This window comes from Falsihalocynthiibacter sp. S25ZX9, from assembly GCF_041205405.1.
Lineage (GTDB): Bacteria > Pseudomonadota > Alphaproteobacteria > Rhodobacterales > Rhodobacteraceae > Falsihalocynthiibacter > Falsihalocynthiibacter arcticus.
Genome location: NZ_JBGFCD010000003.1, coordinates 79,820 through 106,793, shown reverse-complemented (window position 1 = coordinate 106,793; position 26,974 = coordinate 79,820). Strand labels below are relative to the sequence as shown.

Sequence of the window (26,974 nt, the reverse complement as noted above, 5' to 3'; positions counted from 1 at the left end):
AACATGCAGATTATTGCCTACCTCATCCCGATTTCGCTTGGCCTTGGAGCCTTGGGTCTGGGTGCGTTTTTTTGGGCGCTGCGGCGGGGGCAATTTGAAGACCCTAAAGGTGACAGTGCACGGATACTAAGCGACGATTGGGACGATGAACCCCGTCCTTAAGATGCCGGTGTGATGACTTCACAGGGGGTGCTACGGGCGGATAAGCGGCGGCAGGCGAGTTCTGCGGCATCCTTGGACATTCCCGTGAAATTTGCTTTGAACCCTTGGCTGGAACTCTGCGCCTTACGCACGGTGCCATCTAAAGTCGCCATTTCTCGGAGAGCAGTCTTGAGCAACGCACGCTCCGCTTGATAGCGGGTATTGAATGTCCCCACGGTGACACCCCAGTATCGGTCTGTGGAATTTGAAACACGCGTCACAACAATGGGAGTTTCCTGCGCGATGTGGACTTCTGGCGTTACCGCGGCCAAAACGATGGTCTCGGAAGGCGTGTCAAAAGCTTCTGGTCGCGCTTGCGGTGCACGCGATACTTCATCAAACTTTACGTCTTGTGCCTCACGTAACGCATCTTCAATCGTGTCTTGGAGAGAGGCCGCAATTGCATCCATTGGCACTTGCTCGGTCATGACAACTGTCGGACGCGGTATGGGGCGTAGGCTTGTGTTTACGGCGGTCACTATGCGGATTGTTTTGGAACCAGTGTTTGTTGCTGCGGCCATGGCGGCACCACTGCCGTCATTGCCAACATATGCTGGGCGTTTTGGCTTACGTATAGAGGCTGTCTTGGGGGCGCGTCGAAAGCCTAGGTCCATGAGTTCCGCAACTTTTGCGTTGCGAGATGCCGTGGAGCGCCCGCCGAAAACAGTGGTAATAATGCGAACGTTCCCACGTTCAGCAGAGGCGACCAAATTGAAACCGGCCGCGTTCGTGTACCCCGTTTTTATTCCGTCGGCCCCTTTGTAGGCTTTCAAAAAGCGGCGGTTTGTATGGTTGACGGTTGCAACACCTGCATCTGCCGAAATACGGGAAAATAGGTTGTAATATGCGGGATAGTCGTAAAAAACATGACGCCCAAGCTTGGACATATCGCTGGCTGTCGAAAGATGTCCGGATTCGGTAAGACCATGTGCGTTTTTAAACGTCGTTTTGGTCATCCCCATGGCTTTTGCTGTGCGGTTCATCCTGCGGGCAAAGGCGGCTTCACTGCCGGAAATGGCTTCGCCAAGGGCCGTTGCGGCATCGTTGGCAGATTTGACTGCCGCGGCTCGAATCAGATATCTAAGTTCAATGCGTTGCCCTGATTTTAAGCCGAGCTTTGAGGGCTGTTCGCTTGCCGCTTTCTTTGAGATCAAAACTTTGGTGTCGAGGGAAATTTCGCCGTTCTCTACCGCCTCAAACACCACGTATAGGGTCATCATTTTTGTCAAAGAAGCGGGATGTAGTCGCGTATCAGCATTGCTGGAATGCAGGACTTCACCCGTTCGCGCATCCATCACATATGCGGCATAAGGGGCTGCACGCGCCATGGTCGCACCAAACATGGTGGCGCACATAAACGCGATCAGAATCGATCTATATTGGACGTACCGCCCTAGACGTGTTTTCACGTCGCCCGCCTTTTTATAACTGCCTCGTGCCGTCGATTTTCCGACTGACATTGTTTTGTTACAGGAACGTTAGCACAGCCGATTCATTCAGAAAACACCCAATTATGGGAAAAAGTCGTTAAGTTTGAAAGTGTTGCATTCAATATTTTGTACCTACGTCGGTGACCTCCTCTACATGTAGGAGTTGGTGCGTCTGGCTAGGAATTGTTGAACGCGCTCAATGCCGCGCCAAGATGTGACAAGTCGGGGATTTCAGCCAGTCGCTCACTGGCCACGGGCATGGTGGCGTGCTCTAATTCCCAAGTCATTCCGTGCGGTACATACACGGCACGCGCCCCTGTGGCGAGGACGGGTATAATATCGGACTTTAGGGAGTTTCCGACCATCAACACTTCATTTGGATTAAGATTGTGTCGCGCGAAAACATCACGGTAAGAGGATTGATTTTTGTCTGATAGAACTTCCACTCCATCAAAAAAATCTCCCAAACCGGATTGGGCCAATTTGCGTTCCTGATCCAGAAGGTCTCCTTTGGTGATCAGAAGAATTTTGTGATCCGGCGCCAGCATCTCGAGTGTGGATTCCACATGGGGCAACAAGTGAATGGGGTGCTTAAGCATGTCCTGACCAGCGTCTAACAATTCTTGAATAACAGTTGCTGAAACCCGCGCGTCGGTCACTTCAATGGCGGTTTCAATCATCGAAAGGATAAACCCTTTCACCCCAAATCCATATTGGCCAAGATTGCGGCGTTCGGCTGCAAGAAGGCGCTCTGCGAGATGATCCGCCTGTGTGAAATCTTGCAACAATACGGCGAATTTGTCTTGGGTCAGACGAAAAAAGGCCTCGTTTTGCCAAAGCGTGTCATCCGCATCAAACCCAATTGTTGATATTTTTCGCATAAATCTCTCCACCTAACCCTTCGCCCCCCCTTACATAAGCTCCAACGAACTTATATGTTCCTGTCACAAAAGAAGTGGATACTCGTGTGACGTCAATCGAAAATACCTCCCCCGCTAGGATGTCTGACAAAGATGATCCGCCAGACAACGAAGCGGGTGTTATCACAAAAACCGTCACCAAGACGGCGAAGCCTCCTATGTATAAGGTGTTGATCCTTAACGATGACTACACGCCCATGGAGTTCGTAATTTTTGTGTTGGAGCGCTTTTTTGGCGTGTCGCATCAACAGGCGTTTGATCTGATGCTGACGGTCCATAAAAAGGGCATTGCCGTTGTCGGTGTTTTCTCGCATGAAGTGGCGGAAACAAAAGTGTCTCAGGTCATGGATGCCGCACGTCAAAAGCAACACCCGTTGCAGTGCACGATGGAAAAGGAATAGGGCCGCGGCCCGAATTATGCAAAATCTTCGCCTCTCTCTTGCGCTTTCTGGTGCCGCTCTTACCCTTCCCGAAGACGGTAAAATTCTTGTTCTCAACGCGGGCCCCGACAGTGATCTTTCCGCGCTGCCCCGTGAACGTGTTATTGCGGTCCAAGGGTTTAAACCCGATTTTGATGCGCTTGAAAACGCGGGCTTCACAGTCCTAACAGAAGCAAAGGGCACATTCTCGATGGCGGTTGTTTTCTTGCCGCGCGCCAAAGCCGAAGCGCGAGACGCAATTGCTATGGCAAATGCGTTTTGTCCGGATGGGATTGTTGTGGTTGATGGCCAGAAAACTGACGGAATCGACGGCATGTTTAAAGCGTGTCGCCAAAGGGCCGATTGCTCCGCTGCCATCTCAAAATCGCATGGAAAAATCTTCTGGTTCCCAGCGGGAACTAGCTTTGAAGATTGGGCTGCCCCAAAAGACGCGCAACTTGCCGCCCCAGGGTTTGTGACGCGCCCGGGTGTATTCTCGGCGGATGGCATTGATCCCGGATCTGCGATTTTGGCCGCGGCACTTCCGCCGAAACTTGGTGAAGTCGTGGGTGATTTCGGAGCCGGTTGGGGCTGGCTAACGGGTGAAATCCTCAAGCGCGAAACCGTAAAAACCGTGCATCTGGTTGAAGCGGATTTTGCCGCAATTACGTGTGCACGTGAGAATATTACCGACCCCCGCGCGGAATTTCATTGGGCGGACGTGACGCGCTATAAGGCGTTGCCCGCATTTGACTCGATTGTGATGAACCCCCCGTTTCATACCTCGCGGGTCGGTGACCCCAATATCGGGAAGGCGTTCCTATCGGCGGCTGGCCGCTTCTTAAAGCCGCGTGGTGATCTCTGGGTCGTCGCGAACCGGCATTTGCCCTATGAAGCACATTTAAAAGAGGTCTTTCGTGTTGTGACTGAAGTTTCTGGGGACAATAAATTTAAAGTGTTCCACGCAACGCAACCGGTACAAAAAACTCGCGCGCCTTCGTGATCTAAACTTCCGTTTGGCGATAAAAATGAGGTTAGGGAATGTCTTTTTCGATATCAGGCAAGACGGCGATCATCACAGGGGCAGCAAACGGGGTCGGATTGGCAATCGGGCGCCATTTCGTGGCAAAAGGCGCCAATGTCATGTTTGCAGACATGGACGAAAAACGCCTACAAAATGAACTAGATGGCCCCCTTGATGACGGTCCCGTGCGTTACTTCGCAGGGGATTTGCGCAAACGCCTCACAATTGCCAACCTTCTTTCCGCGACGATATCCGCCTTTGATCGCGTCGATATCCTTGTGAATTGCAGCCGGCAAGTTGTTGTCTCCGATCCGCTCAACCCTCTCTCGGACGGGGTGAGCAAGCTGCTTGATCAGAACCTGATGACGCCTTTGCGGGTAAGCCAAGCGGTCGCCAAACGGATGATCAAACAGGCCGAGGACGACGGCCAAAGCGACGGATGCATCGGGTCGATTGTGAACCTATCGTCCATTGCGGCACAACGCTCCAACCCCAATTTAATGGCGCTTTCTGTGAGCACAGCAGCCTTGGATCAAATGACCCGATCCTTTGCCGTTGCAATGGCTCCGAGCCGTATTCGCGTGAACTCGGTGGCTTTTGGGAGCGTAATGAGCGCGAGTTTGAAGCATGCCCTCAAAGAGGACGCGAGTTTACGCGAAAACATCACACGCCATACACCTTTGGGTCGGATCGCAAGCGCAAGTGAAGTTGCCGAGTCCGTACAGTTTTTAGCCAGTGACGCGAGTGGCTTTATGACCGGTCAGATCGTGACAATCGATGGTGGACGTACGTTGCTCGACCCCGTCGCGGCGCTCGCTCACTAGAAAGACATAAAATGACAGATAAGATGGACGCCCAGAAGGCTCAAGCTTCGGACTGGTTCGGGACTTTGCGAAACGAGATTTGTGCTGCATTTGAGGGGCTAGAAGATAGCCAATCGGAAGGGCCAACGTCGAATTTACCCGCCGGTCGATTTGAGCTTCGCGAGACTTCACGCACGTCCGCCGATGGCAGTGATGCGGGCGGTGGACTGATGAGTGTGATGCGCGGAGGTCGCGTGTTTGAAAAAGTGGGCGTCAATATTTCAACGGTTTACGGCGAGCTTGGCGAGGGGGCCCAAAGGGCGATGGCCGCGCGTAAGGGGCTTGCTGGAATGGCGGACGACCCACGGTTTTGGGCTTCTGGCATAAGCCTTGTTGCGCATATGCAAAACCCACACGCACCAGCCGTTCATATGAATACCCGCATGTTTTGGACACCACATGGCTGGTGGTTTGGCGGCGGTTCCGACCTCAATCCTTGCCTTGAATACGAACAGGACACGGCCGATTTTCACGCAGTGCAAAAAACGCATTGCGACCGTCACGACGCGCAATACTACCCGAAATTCAAAGAGTGGGCTGACGAGTATTTCTATATTCCACACCGCAAGCGCGCGCGTGGCGTGGGTGGCATTTTCCTTGATGATCACAACACGGGTGACTGGGCCGTTGATTTTGCCTTCATTCAGGATGTTGGACGCGCATTCCTAGCGGCTTTCCTTCCGATCACCGAACGGCGTCGCAATACGCCATGGACGGAGGCCGACAAAGAGGCGCAACTCGTGCACCGCGGCCTCTATGCCGAATACAACTTGGTGTATGATCGCGGAACGAAATTCGGCCTCGAGAGCGGTCATGATCCCGAGGCCGTGTTGATGAGTCTTCCGCCGTTGGCGAAATGGATTTAGCCGCGCAGAGCTTTGAGCATAACGTCCACATTTGCGGGGTCCGCATCGGGTGTGATGCCATGACCGAGGTTGAAGATATGGGGCCCGTTGGACAGGGCTTCTTTGATCCGCTTGGTTTCTGAAATCAGGCGATCCCCGCCTTCAACCATAAGTTTTGGATCAAGGTTGCCTTGAACGCACCCATCCTTTTGTAATTCTTTCGCGGCCCAAGCAAGGTCAACTTTGGTGTCGATGGCGAGGCAGTCCGCGCCCGTCGCTTTAGCGAATCCCACATAAGCGTCGCCCGCTTCCCGCGGGAAGGCAATGACGGGGATGTGTGGATAGCGTGCCTTGAGTTGCGAAATAATGCGTTTGGTTGGTGCGAGGGCGAAATCATTGAAGTCGGCCCCTTTGAGCGAACCGGCCCAGCTGTCGAACAGTTTGACGACTTCGGCGCCCGCTTCGATTTGGGCCGAAAGGTAGGAAATTGTGCCTTCAGTGATGAGGTCGATCAGGTTTTGAAAAGTCTCACGGTCGGTAGATTTAAGCGCGTGTGCGGGGCCTTGATCGGGGGTGCCGCGCCCTGCGATCATATAGGTTGCGACGGTCCAAGGGGCTCCGGCGAAACCAATGAGGGCGGTCTCTTTGGGAAGTTCGGATTTGAGGATTTTCAACGTTTCATAGATTGGGTTGAGCGTCTCGTGAATGCCGTCAACACCCGTCAACTTATTGAAGTCGCTTGCGGATGTAACTGTTGACAGGCGCGGTCCTTCGCCCGTAACGAACCAAACATCTGCGCCTAAGGCTTGCGGCAATAACAGGATATCAGCAAAAACGATGGCGGCATCAAAGCCATAGCGACGGATGGGCTGTAGGGTAACTTCCGCGGCTAGTTCTGGATTGTAACAGAGCGACAAAAAGTCTCCTGCTTGAGCGCGAGTGGCGCGATATTCAGGCAAATATCGCCCCGCCTGACGCATCATCCAAACGGGGGGCACATCGAGTGTTTCACCCGCTAATGCGCGCAATAGTTTTTTCTGTTCAGCCATTTCGTGCCCCTATAGATTTTCACGCAACACTTTTCGTGTCGTGGCCGCGTTGTCAAGGTAGAGAGGCCAACTGACGCATTGTCAGGCGCATTTGCCGCGCGTAAACACGGGGCATGAAAACAACCTTACCCACTCCCGACGCACCGCTGAATATCGGCACCCGTGGCTCTCCGCTTGCACTTGCTCAAGCCTATGAAACGCGGGCGCGTTTGATGGCAGCATTTGATTTGCCTGAGGCGGCATTTAGTATTGTGGCCATCAAAACCACCGGCGACCGTGTGCAGGATCGCGCTTTGCGGGAAATTGGCGGTAAGGGCCTGTTTACCAAGGAAATTGAAGAGGCCTTGCTCGACAAATCCATCGATATTGCAGTGCATTCCATGAAGGACATGCCCGTGGAGCAGCCCGAAGGGTTGGTTCTTTCGACATATTTACCGCGTGAAGATGTGCGTGACGCGTTTATTTCGCCGACGGTCGCGCGATTGGCCGATTTGCCCGTTGGCGCGGTCGTGGGGACATCGAGTATGCGCCGACATGCACAACTCAAAAAAGTACGGCCTGATTTGGATGTAATCGAATTCCGTGGCAATGTGCAAACGAGGCTGAAAAAGCTTTCCGAAGGGGTGGCCTCCTGTACGTTTTTGGCGATGGCGGGTCTTAATCGGCTGGGTATGACACATGTTGTCGCGAGCGCGATTGAGGTGTCCGAGATGCTTCCGGCCGTGGCGCAAGGTGCGATCGGCATTGAGCAAAGGGCCGACGACGCGCGGTCAAGCGAGATGCTCGCAGCCATTCACGACATCCCGACCGGCCAGCGCTTGGCCGCCGAGCGTGCATTTTTGGCGGCACTCGATGGATCCTGCGAGACTCCGATTGCGGGATTGGCGGAAATCTCCGGTGATACGTTGCGTCTAAGGGGCGAAATTATCCGCCCAGACGGAAGCGAGAGCCTCGCAGATGAAATTTCTGGCCCCATTTCAACCGGTGCCGAAATGGGTTTGACGCTCGCGAACCGTTTACGCTCCCGCGCGCCAGAAGATTTTTTTGACTGGATGCACTAGGGCAAAATTTTCCCAGGGTTCATAATCCCGAGGGGGTCCAGCGCAGATTTAATCGCCCGCATGGTCGTAAGGGCCGTCGCGTCTTTCTTGCGCGCCATTGACCCGAGCTTTGAAACGCCGATCCCATGTTCAGCAGAAAAACTGCCGCGCAAGTCAGAAACCACATCTTCGAGGATTTCAATAATGCGTTCTTCTAGTTCGGGTGACGCAGAGCTTGGCCAAATTGTAGGATGGACGTTTCCGTCGCCGAGATGACTGACATAAAGGGTCGTCGCTGTGGGATCGATGAGCGCTAGTCGGTTTTCAAATTCCAAAATAAAAACTTCGACTTTGTCCAGCGGAACGGAAATATCGCAGTTCACAAACGGCTTTTTGTGAAACGCGAGGTCGGCTGCTTGTTCGCGACGGTGCCACATTTCTATGCGCTGTGTTTCATTCTGTGCAACCGTGGCATCAAGAATTTCGCCAGTCTCAATCATCTCAGCTAGCGCAGTTTCCAGCAGGTCCACAATCGGGATTTCGCCGATTTCATTTGGCACTGTGTCGCGTGGTGCGGTCGCGCCGATTTCGACCAAAATGTTGACGGGGTGGATTTTCTCGAACGGTGCGCGCGCGTTGGGGAAAAGTTTGGCGTGGAGTTCCATATAGCTTGCCGGCATAAATTCAAACGCTTCAACCGCGCCACCAGTGGATATTTGCAGCTTGTTGAGCAAGTTCAACGCGGGAGAAAGGGATGCGAGTGCGACCATTGCTGTGCCATATGCCGCTGGTTTTGGCACGAGTTTCAAAACTGCGGCAGTGATGATTCCAAGCGTCCCTTCGGCTCCAATAAAGAGATCGCGCAAATCATAACCGGCGTTGTCCTTATGAAGCTCGCTCATCAGGTCCATGATTTCACCGGACGGAAGCACCACTTCTAGCCCCAAACACAGCGCACGTGTATTTCCATAGCGCAGTACGTTTGAGCCGCCAGCATTGGTGGCCAAATTTCCGCCAATCATTGCTGACCCACGCGCGCCAAATGTGAGGGGGAAGCTTAAACCGAATTCTGCGGCTGCTGTATGAAGGTTTGAGAGAATGACACCCGCTTCGACAATGGCGATGCGCGCTTCTGGTCGTATTTCGCGTATTGTATTAAGCCGACCAAGAGAGAGTAAGATGGCTCCATCGGCCATAGTTGCGCCAGTAAGTCCGGTGTTTCCACCGATTGGAACGATCGAGATGCGATTCGCAGTTGCCAGTTTGACGATTTCACTGACTTGCTGAGTGTCTAGGGGCCGGACAACAGCGAGCGGATTAGACGTGTATTTTCCCGTCCAATCTGTTGAATAAGCTAAGACGTCTGCTCCTGTCAGAACGTGCTTTTCGCCAAGTAGATTAGAAAGTTCCGCAATAATGTTCATTAAAATTCCCAATTTTGAATGTGATTGTCTCGCAAAATGGCAGGAAGTGCCAGTGAACAATTCGGTATGGAAAGCTTTCCGACGACTGGCATTTTTTTTGAAACACCTGCATAGTCGTTTGATTCAGAAAGTTGTGTCTGTGGGGGAATTCGAGAGTGCCAGAAGTTAAGACGACACGAGTGGCAGATGCCTATTTGCGTTTGAAAGAAGAGATTCTTTCAAACCGGATGCCCTCAGGGTTTCAGGCGCCAGAGCCGGAAATTGCTACGCTCTTGGGGATGAGTCGGACGCCTGTACGCGAAGCCCTGATTAAGCTGGAAGCTGAGGGGTTGGTTGAGTTGATTCCTCGAAGAGGCGCGCGCGTGTTACCTGTTTCGCTAGAAGACATGGCCGAAATTTACGAGATACTTACTGCCCTTGAGCCTGAAGCTGCGGCAGCTTTGGCGCGCCGACGTCCGAGTAAGGAAGAATTAAGTGGCATGGAGCAGGCCACATTGGAGATGGAAAAAGCTTTGACGGCAAATGATCTGGATGCATGGGCCGATGCCGATGATCGCTTCCATCGGTTGCTCCTAGAATTGCACGGGAACAAGCGGTTATTGGCGATGGTTTCGGTTTTGTTCGATCAGGCGCACCGTGCCCGAATGGTGACATTGCGCATGCGAGCGATTCCAGAGGATTCCACGCGCGTTCATCGGGAAATACTGGAAGGGATTGCCGCTGGAGATGAGGCGGGGGTTGCAGAACTCTTTCGCGAGCATCGCAAACGCGCGTCCTCCGAGTTATTGGAAATTCTTAAAAAGTTTCGCCTATCTGTCCTTTAGGCGTGCCAAACATTTTTGACAAAATTGTAAGAAATTTATGGGTTTATCGCTGAGTTTAGGGCGGCTTTCGACGCGTTTAGGATGGCGGGGAGGAAAGGTAGTTCGTTGATGAAACCGTCATTTTGCCCGGCTTTTCCCATCGACTCGAGATTTGCGAGGGTTGTCTGCAGGCGCTGTGCCCCAAAAGTGGACGCAGAGCCAGCTAGACGGTGAACTTGGGGTATCGAGTTTTGGACACGAAGCGGGTCGTTTATGCGAGTGAGCTCGGCGATTGTGGTTTCTGCTTCAACGACAAACCTTTTGAACAGATCGTCAACACGAGTTTGCCCAAGTATTTCGAGGAGTTGCAAGAGGATGTCTTGGTTGACAAGAGCAACGTTGCCGGCTCGGGTTTCGGTGTCACCTTTTACCTTTCTGTGTGGCTCCAAAATCTGTGCAACAGACTTCGCCAAAATCTCGCGAAGTTTGTCGCGGACGACAGGTTTGGCAAGGCAATAGTCCATTCCGGCGGCTTGAAAACGTTTAATATCGTCAGGGAGTGCATGGGCCGTGAGGGCAATAATCGGGACACCGGAATAGTCGGAATTAGACTCTCGAATACGCTCGGTTGCAGAGACACCGTCCAAACGTGGCATGGATATATCCATGAGGACCACGTCAAAAGCGCATTCAATTGCATACTGCGCGCCCTCTTCTCCGTCCTGAGCTTCCGTCACTATATGCCCATCTGCTTCTAGCATTTCGCGTGCTACAAATCGATTTATTTGGTTGTCTTCCACCAATAGTATTTTCAAAGGCTTTTGGAGCAAAATGGGTGGCGAGTCTTCTGCCGCAACTTTTGGCAAATGTACTCCTTGCTCAGGCGCATCCATATGTCTTGCGAACGGAACTCTAAACCAGAACAGACTGCCTTCTCCCTCTTCGCTTTCCACCCCTATTTCTCCGCCCATTGCTTCCACAAGACGCTTCGCAATCGGGAGGCCAAGTCCTGTACCCTCGGCTTCGCGGTCAAAATTGGGGTCGAGCGTCACAAAATCAGTAAAGATTTCGCCAATGCTTTTCTCTGCAATCCCCAATCCCGTGTCTGCTACGCGAAACTCAATTGTTCCAAGGTCGTTTTCGAGGTCTTCGGCTTCAATTAAAATGCTCCCTCGAGATGTGAATTTGTTGGCATTGCTGACGAGGTTCAGAAGTATTTGCCGTACCGCTCCCGGATCACCAACCACGGTTCCCAACTCGAATTCTGAGGTCCCGATTGAGAGATTATTTCCCCGCGAGCTTGCCAGAGAACGCTGACCGTCGCAAACCTCGGTTAAGATGCCGAACAGGTTGAATGGCCGTTTTTCAGATTTTGCATGCCCAGCCTCAATCTTGGAGATATCCAGAACATCGTTCACGTGCTCAAGCAGATGGTTGCCTGATTTCACGGCAATTGTCAGGTACTGGATTTGTTTGGTCGTCAGCGAGGTTCGGGCTAGGAGATCCAAGGTCCCGAGAAGGCCATTTAGGGGCGTGCGCATTTCATGGCTCATAACTGCGAGAAAACGGGATTTAGCTTTTTCCCCTTCGAGAGCTTTGTCACGAGCCTGCATGAGTTCGTTCTCTGCGGCTAATTGAGCCGAGATATCGCGCAAATATGCAATGAAAAGGCGTCCGTCCGGGGAATGCGTCGTTCCGATGGAAAGTTCAACGGGAAATGTTTTTCCATTTTTGCGACGCGCAACAAGTTGAACACGTCCTTCTCCAAATAGGCGATCATCGCCCGTTGCCAAATAGCGACGTATCGAGCGCATGGACGGCTCTACCCGATCTTCGGGGAAAAAAAGATCAATCATATTCCCCCCTAACGCCTGTGCCTTGGTGTGGCCAAATAAGTTCTCAGCAGACTTGTTGAAATCTAATACAATTCCGTGTTCGTTAACGACTAAAATAGCATCGAGGGATGCCGCAGTCGTTGATGTAAGGAGGGCGCTCAGTTCCAAAATTACCTGTCTATTTCGAGCATTTGTTCTTATTCTGAGCGATAGTATGGTTGTGAGTGTTGCGATGAGGGCGGCCATAGCTGCTGCTAAGTAGGTCAGGTTTTGGGATATTTTTGCGGCCGCACTCAATTTATTTTCCAACTCATTATCAAAAAAACGCAGCGTCTCCAAACCCATAAGGCGAATTTCTACTGACATCCGTTGCGCGGTGGATTCAATTTGTTCCGCACGGTCAAAAATCGTCTCCGGCGTGGACAGGGGTATGAATTTAATTTCCTCAATAGTCTTCAAATAGCGTGAAAGCGCGGCCCGAACTTCTGGAATACTGCGAAGTGCCTTAAACTTTGGACCTGTGTTTAAATCGTTAAACTGGTGAACCATCTTTTCGTAGCCATTGCGCAAATCGTTGCTGGGAACCTGTGTCATGTCTTCCGACTTTGAGACTATTTCCGCGCTTTTCCCAAGGAGGATGGCTGTATCTCCGAGTGAAGAAAGGACCTCAACCGCACCGCCTATTTCGGATGAGTTCGCATTGAGGGCAGTCTCAAAACGCGTTGTCATTAAGACATATACTGCTCCCAAACAGACGAGTATGAGACTCCAGACCCCAATTGGCACGATAACGGCCTGTGCATTCGTTCGAGACAGTCGGGATTGGGACATCGGATACTGTATCCTTCTGAAATTGTGCAAACAGTTGTGGTTAGAAACCTTTGGCGTCCGTGTTCAAGATCCATTTCTATGCAGCCAAGCTTTAAGAAAAGTGAATAATTATCTAAGCTTTTTCTAAAATTTTCAGAAGTTTTGGAAGGATATTAGCTAAGGCGAAAGGATAGTCTGATAGCACCTAATGCACAGGGCGCTATACCATTGCAGGGGTGCCCACCCCCCCGGGGGAGTATGTTAGAGTTCTGTTAAGGTCGGGGCTTCAACATAGGAGATAGCAATGGCGGCATTTGGAAACGTGGTACCATTCAATCGGGAGCCAGCGCCGTCAGAGCAGATAAACGTTGGACCGTCCTTGAGGGGTGATACATTGAAGTTCTTGGTGGCAGACGATCATGACTTGGTACGCGAAGCGATTGGTTCTTTCATAGAAACCGAGGGCGCCGTGGACGTTTTTCTAGCGGCTGATCTTTACGAGGCACTAAAAGCCATCGACGAGCAAGGTGCCTTTGATCTCGTGTTGCTGGATTACAATATGCCAGGAATGAATGGTCTTGAGGGGCTCGGTAAAGCGATTGCTCAAAACGGAGGGAAGCCTGTAGCTATCCTTTCAGGATCGGCATCGCGCAGCACGGCCGAGGAGGCCATAAGGGCAGGTGCCGCTGGGTTTGTGCCCAAAACATTGGGGTCTAAGTCGATGGTGATGGCCGCTAAATTTATGGCGCAAGGAGAAATATTTGCCCCCTTTAATTTCATGCAGAAAATGGGCCAGCCAGAGGACGTTAAAACGGGGCTGACACAGCGTGAGCAACAAGTTTTGCGTGGAATCGCGGAAGGTAAATCCAATAAAGAAATCGCCCGCGACTACGACCTTCAGGAAGTGACTGTCAAACTGCATGTCAAAACCCTAAGCCGCAAGCTTGACGCGCGCAATCGGACGCATGCCGCGATGATCGCTCGTGACCGCGAGTTGATTTAGCCTAAACGGAAACTGATTTAACAAGTTCAGCTTTTTTAAGCTCGGCTTTTGTGCCGGCAAGCGATACCGAACCGCGTGTCAGTACACAAAATGCATCGGCGAGGTCGTAGGCAAAGCTAAAATACTGCTCAACCAGAATGATTGCCATATCTCCTTGATCGCGCAAATACTCAATGACGCGGCCAATTTGTTGAATGATGTTCGGTTGAATGCCCTCTGTGGGTTCATCCAACAGAAGCAATTTGGGCTTGGTGATGAGGGCTCGGCCAATCGCAAGTTGCTGCTGCTGGCCGCCAGAAAGATCGCCGCCACGCCGCGCCTCCATTTCCTTCAAAACGGGAAAAAGTTCGAAGATTTGATCGGGCACCATGTGTTCCGATTTGGGTAGGCAGGCAAAACCCGTTTCCAAATTCTCCCGTACTGTCATCAACGGAAAGACATCGCGCCCCTGTGGCACATATCCAACCCCTTTGAGCGCCAAGGCGTGCGCTGGTGGTTTTTCCAGCGCTTCGCCATTTAAGGTATAACTTCCATCCGTGCGATGATGGGTGCCTGAAATGGCTTTCAGAAGGCTCGTTTTGCCCACGCCATTCGTTCCCATAACACAGGTCACCTGACCGCTTTCTGCTGTCAAATCGATGCCGTTCAATATTTGAGAACCGGAATAGTGCAGGGTCAACCCTTTGATTTCCAACATATCTATCGTCCTAAATATACGTCGATGACGTCTTGGTTTGAGGTCACGTGATCGAGACTACCTTCTGCAAGGACTGAGCCTTCATGAAGGACGGTCACTTTGCAATTAAGGCGGCGAACAAACTCCATGTCATGTTCAACGACCACAACCGCGCGGGTTTTTGCGGCTTCGACGAGGATATCGGTTGTTTGTTCGCGTTCGGCCAATGTCATGCCTGCGGCGGGTTCGTCGACGAGAAGCAAACGCGGTTCCTGCGCCAGTAGCATGCCAATTTCGAGCCACTGTTTTTGTCCATGCGACAGTTCGCCTGAGTGGCGCTCAAGTTGCTCCGAAAGGCCGATTTGCGCCGCGAGGGCACGTACTTTCTCGGCATCTTGTTCTGACTTTCTATAGAACAAAACGGAAAACGGTGAACGGTTCTTCTTGAGGGCCAGAAGCAGGTTATCAAAAACGCTTTGGTCTTCAAATACGGTGGGGCGCTGGAATTTTCGACCCACACCCGCTTGGGCAATTTTGGCTTCGGACATGCGCAAAAGCGACAGGGATTTCTCGCCAAACAGGACCCGCCCTTCGTCTGGACGTGTTTTGCCAGTTACGATGTCCATAAACGTTGTTTTTCCCGCTCCGTTTGGCCCAATGACTGCCCGTAATTCCGCATCAGCGATTTGAAAGCTCAGATTGTTAATGGCCTTGAAGCCGTCAAAGGATACTGAAACGCCGGATACTTCTAAAAGTGTGCTCATTCTTTGGCCTCCTGTTCCCGAAGAGAGCCCGCATCAGGGCCGAGATCTGCACCGTGGCGATTTGGCGCCAGTCGACCAGAGAAGAAGTCAAACAAGCCCCCTAGTCCACTTGGCGCGTAAAGTGTGACCAATACAAACGAGAGGCCAAGAAGGACGAGCCACCAGTCAACCCATTGAACTGTATAGAAACCAAGGGGGATATCGGGGGCTTGGCCGCCTGTGAACCATGTGGAGAGAAGCGACACGAGGGCCGCGCCGAGAACCGCTCCATAGAGGCGTCCGCGTCCGCCGATTGCAACCCAAACTGCGAGGTAGATTGAGGCGATGGGCGCCATTTCTCCGGGATTGATGATCCCTGCCTGTGGGTAGTACAGCGCGCCAGCAATCGCAGCGATGATCGCCGTCAGCGTGAATATAAAGAGTTTGTAGCTTTCGACCGAATAGCCGAGGAACCGAACGCGAGCTTCATCGTCGCGAATGCCGCGAATGACGCTGCCGAACTTTCCAGAAACAACCCATGCAGAAAGGATATAGCCAAGCCCAAGCGCAAGGGCGGACGCCCAGAAAAACCAAAGTGAAATTGCCGATTGTGGCACGGCGTCAAGGCCGGGGAGGTTTTGCAATCCTGACAGGCCGTTATTACCGCGCAGGCCGCTTTCGTTTTGAAAGAGGTACAGCGAGAGCGCGAGGGTCATGGCTTGGGTCAGGATGGAGAGGTAAACCCCTGTGACGCGACTGCGAAAGGCAAGCCAGCCAAAGATTGCAGCAAGGAGGCCCGGCACCAAAATCACGAGCGCTAATTGGATCGTCAGACTGTCGGCAAAACTCCAGATGAGGGGAATATCTGAGCCCCCCACAACGCCGAATATTTGGTTGCCGATGGCGTCGGACACTTCTTGAACGGTGGGCGGAATGCTGGCGTCCGAGAGGGAGCTTGCGACGATGAGTTCGGTCCGAGCATACATCAGCCACATGCCGATCATATAGCCGCCAATCCCGAAAAATGCGAAATGCCCAAGGGACAAAATCCCGCAATACCCCCAAACAAGGTCCATCGCGAGGGCGATCAAGCAGAGGCAGAGCGTTTTGCCTAAGGTCTTAATGAAGCTTGTAGAAATAATGCCCACACCAAAGCCTTCAGAGAGAACTGAGACCACGAGTGTCAGGAGCGCGAGGCAGGCTATGAATATGAGGACGGACGGGTTGCGCGCAAAAAAGGTGTTTTTCATGGGATCAATCTCCTGCCGCACGGCCCTTGAGGGCGATGATGCCTTTGGGGCGGAACTGGATGAAAATAATGATAAAGATGATCATATAGGTTTGGGCTGCCAGCGTGTTTGAGGGGTTGAACCATTCGATCGATTTTTGCAGTCCACCAATCATCAGGGCCCCTGCGAGGGTACCCCAAATATTGCCGACACCCCCAACAACAACCGTCATAAAACTTTGCACGATATAGTCGTTGCCGATCTCCGAGGTTACCTTGGCGAAGAGGCCAATCGCGACGCCCGCGATCCCCGCAATACCTGAACCCAGTCCGAAAGTGAGCATATTGATGCGGTCGGGATTGATCCCCATTGAGGAGGCCATACGGGGATTTTGAGTTACCGCGCGCACTTCAAGACCGACCCGCGTTTTCTTCATGATGAAGAGAAACAGCATCAAGAAGATCAGTGCCAAAACAAAGATCGCGATGCGAATATAGCTAATGGACACCACGTCGTTGATGGACAAAGCGCCGTCGAGCCAAGCGGGGGAGGTGAGGGGGCGAGCTTGTGTGCCGAAGATATTTTTGGCCAGTTGCTGGAGGGCGACGGAAATACCGAATGTGGCCAGCAGGGTTTCAAGCGGACGATTGTATAGCCAACGAATGACCAACCGCTCCATCGCGACACCCGCAGCGAAGGTCACCAAGAAAGCCGCAGGAAGCGCGATAATGAGCGAGAGCGTATAGTTCGGAACGATTTGCTGAACCACATATCCTGTATAGGCCCCCATCATGATAAACTCGCCATGAGCCATATTGATAACGCCCATCACCCCGAACGTGATGGCAAGGCCAATGGCCGCGAGGAAGTAAATTGACGCAAGTGAAAGGCCATCTAGGGTCAGATCGATTGCTTGGCTGATGCCGACTTTGACCTCAATCGCATCCAGCGTTTCACGCGCGGCGGTTGTCACTTCGGCGTTCGGCTCGGTATAGATTTCGTAGTAACTGTGGGCTGCGATGCTCGCGCGCTGGGCGGCGGCGGAAATAAGCGGAGCCACAAGCTCTTGCTCTGCCAGTGTTGTATAGGCGGCTTCACGGGCTTCGTCCGTATCGAGGGTATAGGTGGGTACTCCTGCGACGAAACCGTCGACAATGTTTTCTTCAAGAGCCGCGCGAATTTCTTTGTGGGTAGGGATCGGAAGCGCAAGGTTCTCCTCAATCAGGAGGGCGTAGGCCTCGTCCGGACTGATGTCTGTGTCGACTTTAAGAGTGCGAGCGACGTTGCCCGTTGGCTTGCCCAAGTCTGCAAGCGGTGACGTTTGCAGGATCGGATTGAGGGCGGCACGGGCGTCAACGCCAAGGTCGCCTTTGAGGGATTTGATCGCAGCAACGCGCAGTTGAACATCGGATTCATATTGGACAGCCAAAAGGCGTTCTAGGCGGATTTTCTCAACTTTAATCGCGGGGTCTGTTTCACCGTCAATAGCCCCTCGAATGGCGGGCAGGTGGTAGGCCGTTGAATCGCGGCCAATCGCGACGAGGGCGTCACGGCGTTTTTCGATGTCTGGGTCCATGAGTTGGAACCGCACAAGTGCAGCACCAATCAGCCCACGAACGCCTGAATTTGGTTTGATCTGATTGATCGCGTCTTTCTCAACTTCGCCCAAGGCTTCGCCAGAGATGACGTCGAAAATTGCATAGGTTTTGGTCGGTGTAATTTTGGCGGTCACAAAACGCTTGTCCGCTTCAAGTTGCCAAAGGTTTTTCCCCTGCCATGCTTCTAGTACCATTTGAGCTTCAGGGAGACCACTGTCGCGCAGGGCGACAATCGCGGGCTCAACCGTCAGACGGGAGCTTTTGACAATGGTGGCTTCATGCGTTGCCAGAATGTCTTGGATATCGACAGGTTGGGAATTTGCGTCAACAGGGGAGACAGAGAGCACAAACGCGGTAAACAGCGCTAGGAGGAGAGTTTTCATGGGAGCCTGTCGGGGTTATTCGTGAAAAAAGAGGGCGCGAACGCCCCCTTTGAGAATTTTCAAGCGCTTAGTAGTTGGATTTTATCTGAACGCAGGTCTTTGTTTCGGTGTTGTACATGCCGCAACCAAGGTCTTTCCAATCGGATGTAAGAACCGCGGATTCTGGCAAGAAGTCAGTCCACGCATCGCCCGGAACTTCAGTTGTTTGGCTAACGATATCGAATTGACCGTCTGCTTGGATTTCGCCGATCAAGACGGGTTTTGACAGGTGGTGGTTTGGCAACATAACGGCCATACCGCCCGTGAGGTTCGGGAATTCTTGGCCATACATCGCGGCGCGAACGGCATCGACGTCGGTTGTGCCTGCTTCTTCAACGGCGTTTACCCACATGTTAAAACCGATGTAATGCGCTTCCATCGGGTCGTTTGTGACGCGCTCGTCGCCCATTTTCGCTTTCCAAGCGGCGATAAATTCGGCGTTTGCATCGGATTCTGCGGATTGGAAGTAGTTCCAAGCGGCGAGGTGACCAACAAGGTTTGCTGTATCAAGACCGGAAAGCTCTTCTTCGCCCACAGAGAAGGCAACGACGGGGATGTCATCCGCCGAGATACCAGCAGCGGCAAGCTCTTTGTAGAAGCCGATGTTTGCATCGCCGTTGATTGTAGAAATAACGCCAACTTTTTTACCGTCGGCCCCTAGGGCAACAACGTCGGCGACGATTTTGGACCAGTCAGAGTGACCGAAAGGTGTGTAGTTTACGAAGATGTCTTCAGCCGGAATGCCTTTGTCTTTGAGGTATTGCTCAAGGATTTTGTTGGTTGTGCGCGGATAAACATAGTCAGTGCCAAGGAGGGCGAATTTCTCAACGCCAAGCTCATCAAGGAGGTAGTCGGTTGCAGGGATGGCTTGCTGGTTGGGCGCCGCACCTGTGTAAAATACGTTTTTGGAGCTTTCTTCGCCCTCGTATTGAACGGGGTAGAATAGCAGGCCATTAAGCTCTTCGATCACTGGAAGAACTGATTTGCGCGAAACCGAAGTCCAGTTGCCAAAAATAACATCGACATCATGAACGGTGAGCAATTCGCGCGCTTTTTCCGCGAACAATGGCCAGTCGGATGCTGGGTCTACAACCACGGGAACAAGCATTTCGCCGTTCACGCCGCCCTTGGCGTTTTGCTCATCGATGAGCATCAACATCGTATCTTTGAGGGTTGTTTCCGAGATCGCCATCGTGCCGGAAAGAGAGTGGAGGATGCCAACTTTAATGTCGGCGTGGGCTGCGGTTGCGAGGGTTGCAACGGCTGCTGCTGTGGAGAGAAGTTTCTTCATCGTGTCAGGTTCCCTATTGTCTCTGTGGCGCAGTTCGGTCCGCGCCTAGGAAATAGGCTTAAAAAGCTATTGTGTTGCTGTCTGTAGCAAAATATGACCTTATGTGTTGCAAATAGTGCAACGCTCACAAAAGGCAACACCGTGCGCCACCTCCAAATCTACCGTGCAATCAAGACCGTCGCAGAGCAGGGGTCGTTCCGTAAGGCATCGGAACTATTGGGAATTTCGCCATCTGCACTTGTTCGACAAGTGAAGGCTGTGGAGGAGGAACTTGGCGCGGAAATTTTTGACCGCCTTTCTGTGGGCGTTCGACTGTCGACCGTCGGAGAAATATACCACCGCCACTTTATTGGGCACCTTGCTGAATTAGATCGCGCAAATGGAATCGTGGCGGATATGAAGGGCGTGCGAATCGGGCAGGTAAATCTTGCTGTTAGTGCGCCGTTTTCACTGGGGTTCCTGCCAAAAGAGATCGCCGCCTTTCGTGAACGCCATCCGCGCGTTAGTTTTTCGGTGGTGACCGGGGACAGCGACAGCATCAACGAAATGCTCCTGAACGGGCAGGCGGACTTGGGCCTCATCCTTGAACCCAAACCACGGTCAGGCGTCGAAACCATCTTGCAAGAACATGGGTCGATTTCACTCGTTTTGGGGAAGGGCAGCAAAACGGTCCTCTATCCCCACGAACTCGAAGATCACGACGTTATTTTGCCCACAAATGGCACGGGAATGCGGAACCTTTTGGATACGCATTTTGCCCAAGCGCGGTTAAATATTCATCAAATTCTGGAGATGGACACATTGGTTCCCCCGCATGTGTCCCCGCTGCCAAGTTTGCAATTCTGGCCAACGCTTGCACTGGATGCAGACATTGTGCAGCAAATGGGTGGACAGGTGGGGATCATGCAAAGCATGCCACGTTGCAACATTGCCCTATGCCAGATCGAGGGCCGCCCGTTGCCGATCGCCGCGGCACGCTTTGTTAGCCAGTTGGGTGCCAGAATCGGAGCTTAAACTCCGGGAACAGGGGTGTCTGTCATGAGGCGTAGGCCAAGGTGCGCTGGGGGCGACCCGACGGCGCATCCGCCGCGCGCGGGATCGCGAGTGAAAATCGGGATGGCTGCGATGTGTTCACCTGCTACAAAATAGGCGGGGCATTTGGCCAAATCCGAATTACCCGAGTCTCCCGAGTAACAATCGGCGGTCCATTCCCACACGTTGCCGTTCAAGTCGACAATACCCTCTGCGGTGGTTTCAAAGCTGCCCGATGGGCGCAAGGAGCGATTGATTTCAGGCTCCATTAAGTATGTTGAAGCCCAAGATAATTCCGGATCGGTGAAAATGGGGTCTTTTTCTTCGGGCAAAACCTCATGGGCCATTTCGTTCCACTCGTTTTGGGTGGGGAGGCGAAATGCATGCCGCGAAGCCGCATTAACCCATGTCAGGTATTCGTTCACGTCCATCCAATTGAGGTTCGTCGCAGGGAAATCTTCGCCCGTTTTGCGGATTTTCATTTTCTGAGAGCAGGCATCCGCATCAAAACAGCGGTTCCACTCGGCTGCCGTGACTTCGAACTTTTGCACCATCACATTGCGTCCATCGGAAAATTCAAATGCTTCCATTTGAGGAATGTATTGCATATCGGGGCCCCTGAGAGGCCCCAAAGTTATGGCGGCAATGCCCAAACCCAGCCCAACAAGGGCAGTTGCGCCGATGATGATTTTTGCTCTGAGTTTGGTCATTGGTTTTCTCCGCTAAGTTTTAAACGCCCATTGGACGTGGCGCGACAACTTGTTCCATCAGGTCATTGTCCCATTCACCTTCGACAACAAAGTGTGCCGATGCGCCCAGAAGAACAGCCTCGATGAGGTTGTGATTGACATAGGCGTAGACGCCCGGCTGCTCAAAGGTGTACATCGCCGCCCCCGCGGAACCGCCGCGGATGAACCATGTTTCCATGCCGGTTTGTGGCGAGTCAGTGAATGAGCCGCCTTCCCAGACAAAGTTCCCGTGACCACCAATAAGGTGTGGGCGGGTGTCGCGGTTGGCTTGGGCGTGGATCATTAGAACGGTGTCGCCGACCTTGGATTTAAGTGCGTTTTCTCCAGTCAAAGCACCAACCGCACCGTTGAACACGGAGTGTGTTGGGATAAGAGTACGCATGGCGTCGAGGCTATCGGAATAGTCTTCGCCCGCGGATTCGTACTGGATGTATTCACCATCTTCGTCCATTGGCAGGTAGTAGTCTTGCTCGCCGATATAGGCGATTTGGTCGTAAGTCAGCGCATTGCCGCCGCCGTCTTTTAGGCCGTCGCGTGGCAGAACCATCACCGCGCCATTCATGCCGTGACATACGTGGTACGGGATCATCGCACCGCCGGGGGCACAGTGATATACGAACACTCCGGGTTTGGTTGCTTTCCAGCGTAGAACCGCTTCTTCACCTGGAAGAACGTGGGTCAAGCCACCGCCACCAAGCGCGCCAGTTGAGGCGTGAAAGTCGATATTGTGTTCAAACACGGAGTTTTCTGGGTTGGAAATTGTCAACTCAACATAGTCGCCTTCGTGCACGATAATCATCGGACCAGGGACGGAACCGTTATAAGTCAACGCCCAGATTTTGGCGTCTGTATCTTCGTCGACAACCATTAATCTTTCTTCGGTAACAAAGCTGACTTCGACGATTTTTGGGCCACCTGTAGCGACTTGCTCGTGTTTTGGAGCCATTGGTGGCATCACCATTTCCTGCTTTACGCGAGGCAGATGAGACAGATCGACGGTTGCGCCGGACACTGTTGTTTTCTCAGCGACGGGAAGAACGAGGCCTTTGCCCATCGAAGGTACATGGGGTGCACTGCGGCGGGTTGTGGCGAAGGATGGGGCTGCGCCTGTCATCATTGCAGCACCCGCCATTGCGGTACCAGTCAAGATTGTTCGGCGCGATGGTTGGAATTCTTTTTTTGTTGAGGCAGTCATTTTTTAGTCCTTCCAATTCAATGTCACGCACATTTGCGCGACTTCAATTAAGTGTCTCGGCCCCTCGTTGGGGCGGGATAACACGTTCGGTTGGCGCGGTTTGTATGTGTGCGCCGTTGGGAACTTTTTGACTGTGCTACCGAGTCTGCGCCTTGATGGAGATCAAGAGAAACAAAGAAAATTTGCACTTTTTGGGAAGGTTCAGTGAATTTTTAAGGGAAGGGTGGTTGGCTACGGCGCGCGCTCTTACGCGCCGATAAGTTGCTGGTATATCTGGGGCAAAGCCGTCGTCAGGTGGTCTGGATTCGGAATGACGCAATACCTTCCAGCGCCAAACATGCGTGCAAACCAAGCCTTTGACTTCGCGTCGATAGTGATACCAAATACCGCTGCCCCCGCGCGTTTTGCTTCGCGGATCGCCATGCGGGTGTCTTCGATTCCGTGGCGGCCTTCGTAGTGGTCGAGGTCGTTGGGTTTGCCATCGGTGATCACCAGCAACAGTTTGCGTTGTTGGCTTTGGGCCATGAGATCGACACTGACGTGACGAATTGCGGCACCAAGGCGCGTATAAAATCCGGGTGCCATTGCGGCGATGCAAGATTCGACGTCACGACTCATGGGCGCATCAAAACTCTTGCAGCGATTCACGTAAACGCGGTTGCGTTTGAGGGATGAAAACGAGTTGATCGCGAAAGTTTCGCCACAGGCATCGAGGCCCCAAGCGAGTGCGGCCATGGCTTCGCGTTCGATGTCGATGACTTGGCGGTTGTGCACGCTGCTTTGGGTTGAACGTGAGGTGTCGAGCAAAATCGAGACAGCCAAGTCGCGCGCTTGGGGGCGGGACTGTCGCCAAATCCGGTCATTGGAAAGGCCGGTTGCCGCGAGGTCCACATGGGCGCGAACGGCGGCCTCAAGATCAAGGTCTTCGCCGTCGGGTTGGCCCGAGATGATGACGCGGCCCGGACGCAAAGCCTCAAACTGACGGCGCACGGCGCGGATGCGACGCTTGGCTTTTGGGTCGGTTTGAAAGGTTGCAGCGATATCGGTTGTGGGGGCTTCGGCGTCCAATACGCGCACGTGGTCGGGCATATAGACTCCCGTACGCGTGTCCCATTCTGGGTAGGTGAATTTTCCGGAAACAGCTTCACGGTCCACGTCCTCGGGGGCAAGGTCGAGGTGGAGCTTGAGTTTTGTGGCGGGGGCTTTACTGGTTTGTCCAAGGCCAATCTCGTCTTGATCGTCGGCGGCCTTTTTTGCGTCTTCGTTGTCGTCATCATCGATGCGACGGTTGAGGTTCAGGAACTCCGCCCAGCTTAGGATGGCTTCAAATTTGTGGAGGATCAAGCTGTCTTGGCGCTCTGCGAGGTCGGATTTACGACGACGGGCGCGGTGTGTTTTCTCGGAGGTGTTTTCTTCGGGTGTGCCTTCTGTTTCGCGATTTTCGACGCCGCTTGGGGCGGAAAATTGAACAGTGCGCAATTCGGGCCAAATCGGGACAGGCAGGAAGGGTCGATAGCCACGCGGAGCTGTAAGGTCCTCTGGCAGTTTGCCAGAAAGCACATGCGCCAAAAAGTCCGAGGCCAATGAATCTGTGGGGGCAGGGCCACCAAGAAGGTGACGTAAAACGGCCTCAACGGCGGCTTCGTGTTTGGGGAGTTTTTGCACGCGCCGCGCAGAGAGGCTGGCTGTTGAAAGGTCAGTATACAGACCCACGAGGCCGGGGCAGTTTTCCTGCGTGGCTTGGGTCATATTATAGGCCGCAGTGAGGGCGGCAAGGTCGGCGCGTAGGGCGTCTTCGATCTCAAGAAATGGAACGGCATGGGCCGTGGCGGCGGTGAGCCAAAGGTAAAGTGCGGCGTTGGCTTCGCGGGCGGGAAACAGGGCGAGGCGTGCGGGAAGGCGCAGGGCCTCCCCGTCAAAGCTTGTGCGCGGCAACTCTTCTGCTTCTGTTCCCAAGCGGCGTAAAAGCGATAGCCGGTGGTGGCTGCGCTCATCTTCTGTGGGTCGAATTTCAACCGAGGGGGTGCCGCCGAGCGCGCGGAAAAAAACGGCCAAGCGTCCCGAAACTTCGCCAAGGGTTACGGCGGCTTCGGGATAACGTTGGGGCGTTTCTATTCTGCTGGCAAGACTGTGCCAGAGTTTTCCGATGGTCTCTTCGGGTTCCCAAGGTTCAAACTCTAGTTTTGCCATGATCTATCCAAATACCGCTGTGACCAGATCCATCAATCCGGTTTTAACGTCTGCGTCATCGGTAAGGGGCTCAATCATAGCGGCTTCAATCGCGCGTTCAACGCTCATGCCACCTTGGATCAGAGTCGCCGTATAGACGATCAAACGGGTTGAAACGCCTTCTTCGATGTCTTGGCCCTTGAGCGCGCGAAGCTTGTTGGCCAAGCGCACAAGACCCTTGGCGCGATCCGCATCGAGACCAGTTTCGCGCGTGACGACGGCGATTTCCTGCGTGGCTTCGGGGAAGTCGAAGCTGAGCGAGAGGAACCTTTGGCGGGTAGAAGGCTTAAGCGTTTTGAGGATGTTTTGGTAGCCGGGGTTAAAGGAAGCCACGAGCATAAAGCCAGGAGCGGCCACAAGCTCTTCGCCCGTACGATCAATCGGCAGGATACGCCGGTCATCGGTGAGAGGGTGGAGAACAACCGTGACGTCTTTGCGCGCCTCGACAACTTCGTCGAGATAGCAAATCGCGCCTTCGCGTACGGCCCGTGTGAGGGGGCCATCGACCCAAACGGTTTCGCCGCCTTTGAGGAGGTAGCGCCCGATAAGGTCGGCCGCAGAGAGATCATCGTGGCACGCCACAGTATAGAGGTGGCGACCGAGCTTAGCGGCCATGTGGGTCACAAAGCGTGTTTTTCCGCACCCTGTCGGCCCCTTAAGAAGGAGCGGCAGATCATGGGCGGCGGCGGCTTCAAAAACCGCACATTCGTCCCCTTGGGGGAGGTAGAAGGGGGCGTTTGCCGCCCCCCCCTCGTTGATGAGATTATCCTTAGCCATTATTCAGCCGCCTCTGCTACTGCTGCAGTGATGATTTCGCGACGTGGCACGAACACCGAGTAAAGGAAGAGGAGCATTCCGATAAAGAATACCAGTCCAGCCCCAAAACGCATCCAGTAGAACAGGGCCAAAGCATCCTGTACGTCCATGTAATAGTCGCCAACAACACGTTGCATATGGGTTTGAATTGTCCCTGCAAATGTTAGAACGAAAGTCATGAACACCATCCCACCCGACATCAACCAGAAGGAAATCATGTTGAGAACTTGGTTGTATGGATCACGGTTTTTCAGGATTGGCATAGCGTAGGTCATGATTGCCAAGTTGAGCGCGACATACGCACCATAGAAGGCCAAGTGACCGTGCGCGGCGGTGATTTGGGTGCCGTGGGTATAGAAGTTCACCCCGTGCAATGTGTGGAGGAAACCCCAAACACCCGCGCCAAAGAACGCCAAGGTTGCACAACCGAGCGACCAAAGAAGGGCCGCCTTGTTTGGGTGGTCGCGGCGCCCTTTCCAAACCATGACAAAGGCAAAGGCCATCATGCCAAAGAAGGGAACAACTTCGAAGGCCGAGAAGATCGAGCCTACCCACTGCCAGTATCCCGGGGCACCAATCCAGAAGTAGTGGTGGCCAGTTCCCAGAATACCAGAGAAAAGCGCGGTCGCGACGATGACATAGAGCCATTTTTCGACGATTTCACGATCAACACCGGTGAGTTTGAGCATCAGATAGGCCAAGATCGAAGCCATGATCAGTTCCCAAACGCCCTCAACCCAAAGGTGAACCACATACCACCAGTACATTTTATCCAGCGATAGGTTGTCAGGGTTGTAGAACGAGAACAGGAACAACAACGCTAGACCCCAAAGGCCGAGCAGAAGAGTATTCGTGATCACGGTTTTCTTGCCCTTAAGGACAGTCATCGAGACGTTATACAAGAAAATCAACGCGGCAATGACGATCCCAGCCTTTACCCATTTGGGTTGCTCAAGGAACTCGCGTCCCTCTTTCCCAAGGAAAAAGTTCCCCTCAAAAAGGTTGAACACATAAGTCACCACAACGCCCAATGTCCCGATTACCAAAATGGCAAGCTGGATATAGGCAAGTTTTGTGGAGTGGATTTCGCGTTCGGCTTCCTCGGGAATGAGGAAGTATGCGGCGCCAAAGAACCCAAGCAAAAGCCAGACAATCAGGCTGTTGGTGTGGAGCATGCGCACGATGTTGAAGGGAAGTACCTCCGAAAGTGTGTTCGGAGAGACATAGATCCAGCCTGCGAGTAAACCGCCAAGGATTTGGATCGCAAAAAGCCCGAGGGCGCAAATAAAGTACGCGTAGGCAATTTTCTGAGTTTTATATTTCATTTC

24 protein-coding genes are annotated in these 26,974 nt (G+C 53.0%); 9 read left to right on the top strand and 15 right to left on the bottom strand.

Features of this window, described 5'->3' with window-relative positions:
• Positions 1–3: 3 nt before the first annotated feature.
• Complete coding sequence (gene ccoS / locus AB9F29_RS04610) at positions 4–162, top strand: cbb3-type cytochrome oxidase assembly protein CcoS (protein ID WP_039001899.1); 159 nt, start codon at positions 4–6, stop codon at positions 160–162.
• On the opposite strand, the gene AB9F29_RS04605 is transcribed toward ccoS, so the two are convergent.
• Both AB9F29_RS04605 and AB9F29_RS04600 read right to left on the bottom strand, forming a co-directional pair.
• The gene (locus AB9F29_RS04605; protein WP_156477553.1) at positions 159–1,556 is read right to left on the bottom strand and encodes a D-alanyl-D-alanine carboxypeptidase family protein; all 1,398 of its coding nucleotides are present in this window, start codon (positions 1,554–1,556) and stop codon (positions 159–161) included. The genes ccoS and AB9F29_RS04605 overlap by 4 nt on opposite strands.
• Before the next feature lie 251 nt (positions 1,557–1,807).
• On the bottom strand, positions 1,808–2,512 hold the full coding sequence (locus tag AB9F29_RS04600; protein ID WP_369754765.1) for an HAD family hydrolase: 705 nt from the start codon (positions 2,510–2,512) through the stop codon (positions 1,808–1,810).
• A 119-nt stretch (positions 2,513–2,631) separates the two neighbouring features.
• Here AB9F29_RS04600 and clpS point away from each other — a divergent pair, with 119 nt between their 5' ends.
• Genes clpS through hemF form a run of 4 tightly spaced genes read left to right on the top strand, consistent with a single transcriptional unit; the run spans position 2,632 to position 5,723 of the window.
• Positions 2,632–2,952 (top strand): ATP-dependent Clp protease adapter ClpS, encoded by a 321-nt coding sequence (gene clpS, locus AB9F29_RS04595; protein ID WP_039001901.1) that lies wholly within the window; start codon positions 2,632–2,634, stop codon positions 2,950–2,952.
• Between the two features lie 16 nt (positions 2,953–2,968).
• Positions 2,969–3,973: a methyltransferase gene (locus AB9F29_RS04590; RefSeq protein ID WP_369754764.1), complete on the top strand. Its 1,005-nt coding sequence runs from the start codon at positions 2,969–2,971 to the stop codon at positions 3,971–3,973.
• 38 nt (positions 3,974–4,011) lie between these two features.
• Positions 4,012–4,818, top strand: coding sequence for an SDR family NAD(P)-dependent oxidoreductase (locus AB9F29_RS04585; protein WP_369754763.1), 807 nt, complete (start codon positions 4,012–4,014; stop codon positions 4,816–4,818).
• Between the two features lie 11 nt (positions 4,819–4,829).
• On the top strand, positions 4,830–5,723 hold the full coding sequence (gene hemF / locus AB9F29_RS04580) for an oxygen-dependent coproporphyrinogen oxidase (RefSeq protein ID WP_369754762.1): 894 nt from the start codon (positions 4,830–4,832) through the stop codon (positions 5,721–5,723).
• Here hemF and hemE read toward each other — a convergent pair.
• Positions 5,720–6,751: a uroporphyrinogen decarboxylase gene (gene hemE, locus AB9F29_RS04575; RefSeq protein WP_369754761.1), complete on the bottom strand. Its 1,032-nt coding sequence runs from the start codon at positions 6,749–6,751 to the stop codon at positions 5,720–5,722. The genes hemF and hemE overlap by 4 nt on opposite strands.
• A gap of 113 nt (positions 6,752–6,864) precedes the next feature.
• Here hemE and hemC point away from each other — a divergent pair, with 113 nt between their 5' ends.
• Positions 6,865–7,812: a hydroxymethylbilane synthase gene (gene hemC, locus AB9F29_RS04570; RefSeq protein WP_369754760.1), complete on the top strand. Its 948-nt coding sequence runs from the start codon at positions 6,865–6,867 to the stop codon at positions 7,810–7,812.
• Here the strand turns inward: hemC and AB9F29_RS04565 are convergent.
• Positions 7,809–9,215 (bottom strand): FAD-binding oxidoreductase, encoded by a 1,407-nt coding sequence (locus AB9F29_RS04565; RefSeq protein WP_369754759.1) that lies wholly within the window; start codon positions 9,213–9,215, stop codon positions 7,809–7,811. The genes hemC and AB9F29_RS04565 overlap by 4 nt on opposite strands.
• Positions 9,216–9,370: 155 nt before the next feature.
• Here AB9F29_RS04565 and AB9F29_RS04560 point away from each other — a divergent pair, with 155 nt between their 5' ends.
• Positions 9,371–10,039, top strand: a complete 669-nt coding sequence (locus AB9F29_RS04560; RefSeq protein ID WP_335583701.1) for a GntR family transcriptional regulator — start codon at positions 9,371–9,373, stop codon at positions 10,037–10,039.
• Between the two features lie 35 nt (positions 10,040–10,074).
• On the opposite strand, the gene AB9F29_RS04555 is transcribed toward AB9F29_RS04560, so the two are convergent.
• Positions 10,075–12,582 (bottom strand): ATP-binding protein, encoded by a 2,508-nt coding sequence (locus AB9F29_RS04555; RefSeq protein ID WP_369754758.1) that lies wholly within the window; start codon positions 12,580–12,582, stop codon positions 10,075–10,077.
• 385 nt (positions 12,583–12,967) lie between these two features.
• Between AB9F29_RS04555 and AB9F29_RS04550 the strand changes: the two genes are divergently transcribed.
• Positions 12,968–13,666 carry a response regulator gene (locus AB9F29_RS04550; protein ID WP_369754757.1) on the top strand — a complete coding sequence of 233 codons (699 nt, stop codon included), beginning with the start codon at positions 12,968–12,970 and terminating at the stop codon, positions 13,664–13,666.
• A gap of 1 nt (position 13,667) precedes the next feature.
• Here the strand turns inward: AB9F29_RS04550 and urtE are convergent, their stop codons facing one another.
• The 5 genes from urtE to urtA all read right to left on the bottom strand — a co-directional run bounded on the left by urtE (position 13,668) and on the right by urtA (position 19,625).
• Positions 13,668–14,363 carry an urea ABC transporter ATP-binding subunit UrtE gene (gene urtE / locus AB9F29_RS04545; RefSeq protein WP_335583699.1) on the bottom strand — a complete coding sequence of 232 codons (696 nt, stop codon included), beginning with the start codon at positions 14,361–14,363 and terminating at the stop codon, positions 13,668–13,670.
• A gap of 2 nt (positions 14,364–14,365) precedes the next feature.
• Positions 14,366–15,106, bottom strand: a complete 741-nt coding sequence (gene urtD, locus AB9F29_RS04540) for an urea ABC transporter ATP-binding protein UrtD (protein WP_369754756.1) — start codon at positions 15,104–15,106, stop codon at positions 14,366–14,368.
• The gene (gene urtC / locus AB9F29_RS04535; RefSeq protein WP_369754755.1) at positions 15,103–16,335 is read right to left on the bottom strand and encodes an urea ABC transporter permease subunit UrtC; all 1,233 of its coding nucleotides are present in this window, start codon (positions 16,333–16,335) and stop codon (positions 15,103–15,105) included. The genes urtD and urtC overlap by 4 nt, the downstream gene beginning before the upstream one ends.
• A gap of 4 nt (positions 16,336–16,339) precedes the next feature.
• A complete protein-coding gene (gene urtB / locus AB9F29_RS04530) occupies positions 16,340–18,295 on the bottom strand; it encodes an urea ABC transporter permease subunit UrtB (protein ID WP_369754754.1) in 1,956 nt (651 codons plus the stop codon).
• 67 nt (positions 18,296–18,362) lie between these two features.
• Positions 18,363–19,625, bottom strand: coding sequence for an urea ABC transporter substrate-binding protein (gene urtA, locus AB9F29_RS04525; RefSeq protein ID WP_369754753.1), 1,263 nt, complete (start codon positions 19,623–19,625; stop codon positions 18,363–18,365).
• Positions 19,626–19,766: 141 nt separating this feature from the next.
• Between urtA and AB9F29_RS04520 the strand changes: the two genes are divergently transcribed.
• On the top strand, positions 19,767–20,639 hold the full coding sequence (locus tag AB9F29_RS04520) for a LysR family transcriptional regulator (protein WP_369754752.1): 873 nt from the start codon (positions 19,767–19,769) through the stop codon (positions 20,637–20,639).
• Here the strand turns inward: AB9F29_RS04520 and AB9F29_RS04515 are convergent.
• The 5 genes from AB9F29_RS04515 to AB9F29_RS04495 form a co-directional block, all read right to left on the bottom strand.
• Positions 20,636–21,367, bottom strand: a complete 732-nt coding sequence (locus AB9F29_RS04515) for a formylglycine-generating enzyme family protein (RefSeq protein ID WP_369754751.1) — start codon at positions 21,365–21,367, stop codon at positions 20,636–20,638. The genes AB9F29_RS04520 and AB9F29_RS04515 overlap by 4 nt on opposite strands.
• 19 nt (positions 21,368–21,386) lie before the next feature.
• Positions 21,387–22,460 carry a copper-containing nitrite reductase gene (gene nirK, locus AB9F29_RS04510; protein ID WP_369754919.1) on the bottom strand — a complete coding sequence of 358 codons (1,074 nt, stop codon included), beginning with the start codon at positions 22,458–22,460 and terminating at the stop codon, positions 21,387–21,389.
• A 387-nt stretch (positions 22,461–22,847) separates the two neighbouring features.
• Positions 22,848–24,791 (bottom strand): nitric oxide reductase activation protein NorD, encoded by a 1,944-nt coding sequence (locus AB9F29_RS04505; protein ID WP_369754750.1) that lies wholly within the window; start codon positions 24,789–24,791, stop codon positions 22,848–22,850.
• Between the two features lie 3 nt (positions 24,792–24,794).
• Positions 24,795–25,607, bottom strand: a complete 813-nt coding sequence (locus tag AB9F29_RS04500) for a CbbQ/NirQ/NorQ/GpvN family protein (protein ID WP_369754749.1) — start codon at positions 25,605–25,607, stop codon at positions 24,795–24,797.
• The gene (locus AB9F29_RS04495) at positions 25,607–26,971 is read right to left on the bottom strand and encodes a cbb3-type cytochrome c oxidase subunit I (RefSeq protein WP_335583689.1); all 1,365 of its coding nucleotides are present in this window, start codon (positions 26,969–26,971) and stop codon (positions 25,607–25,609) included. Before AB9F29_RS04495 ends, AB9F29_RS04500 begins: the two co-directional genes overlap by 1 nt.
• Between the last annotated feature and the right edge of the window lie 3 nt (positions 26,972–26,974).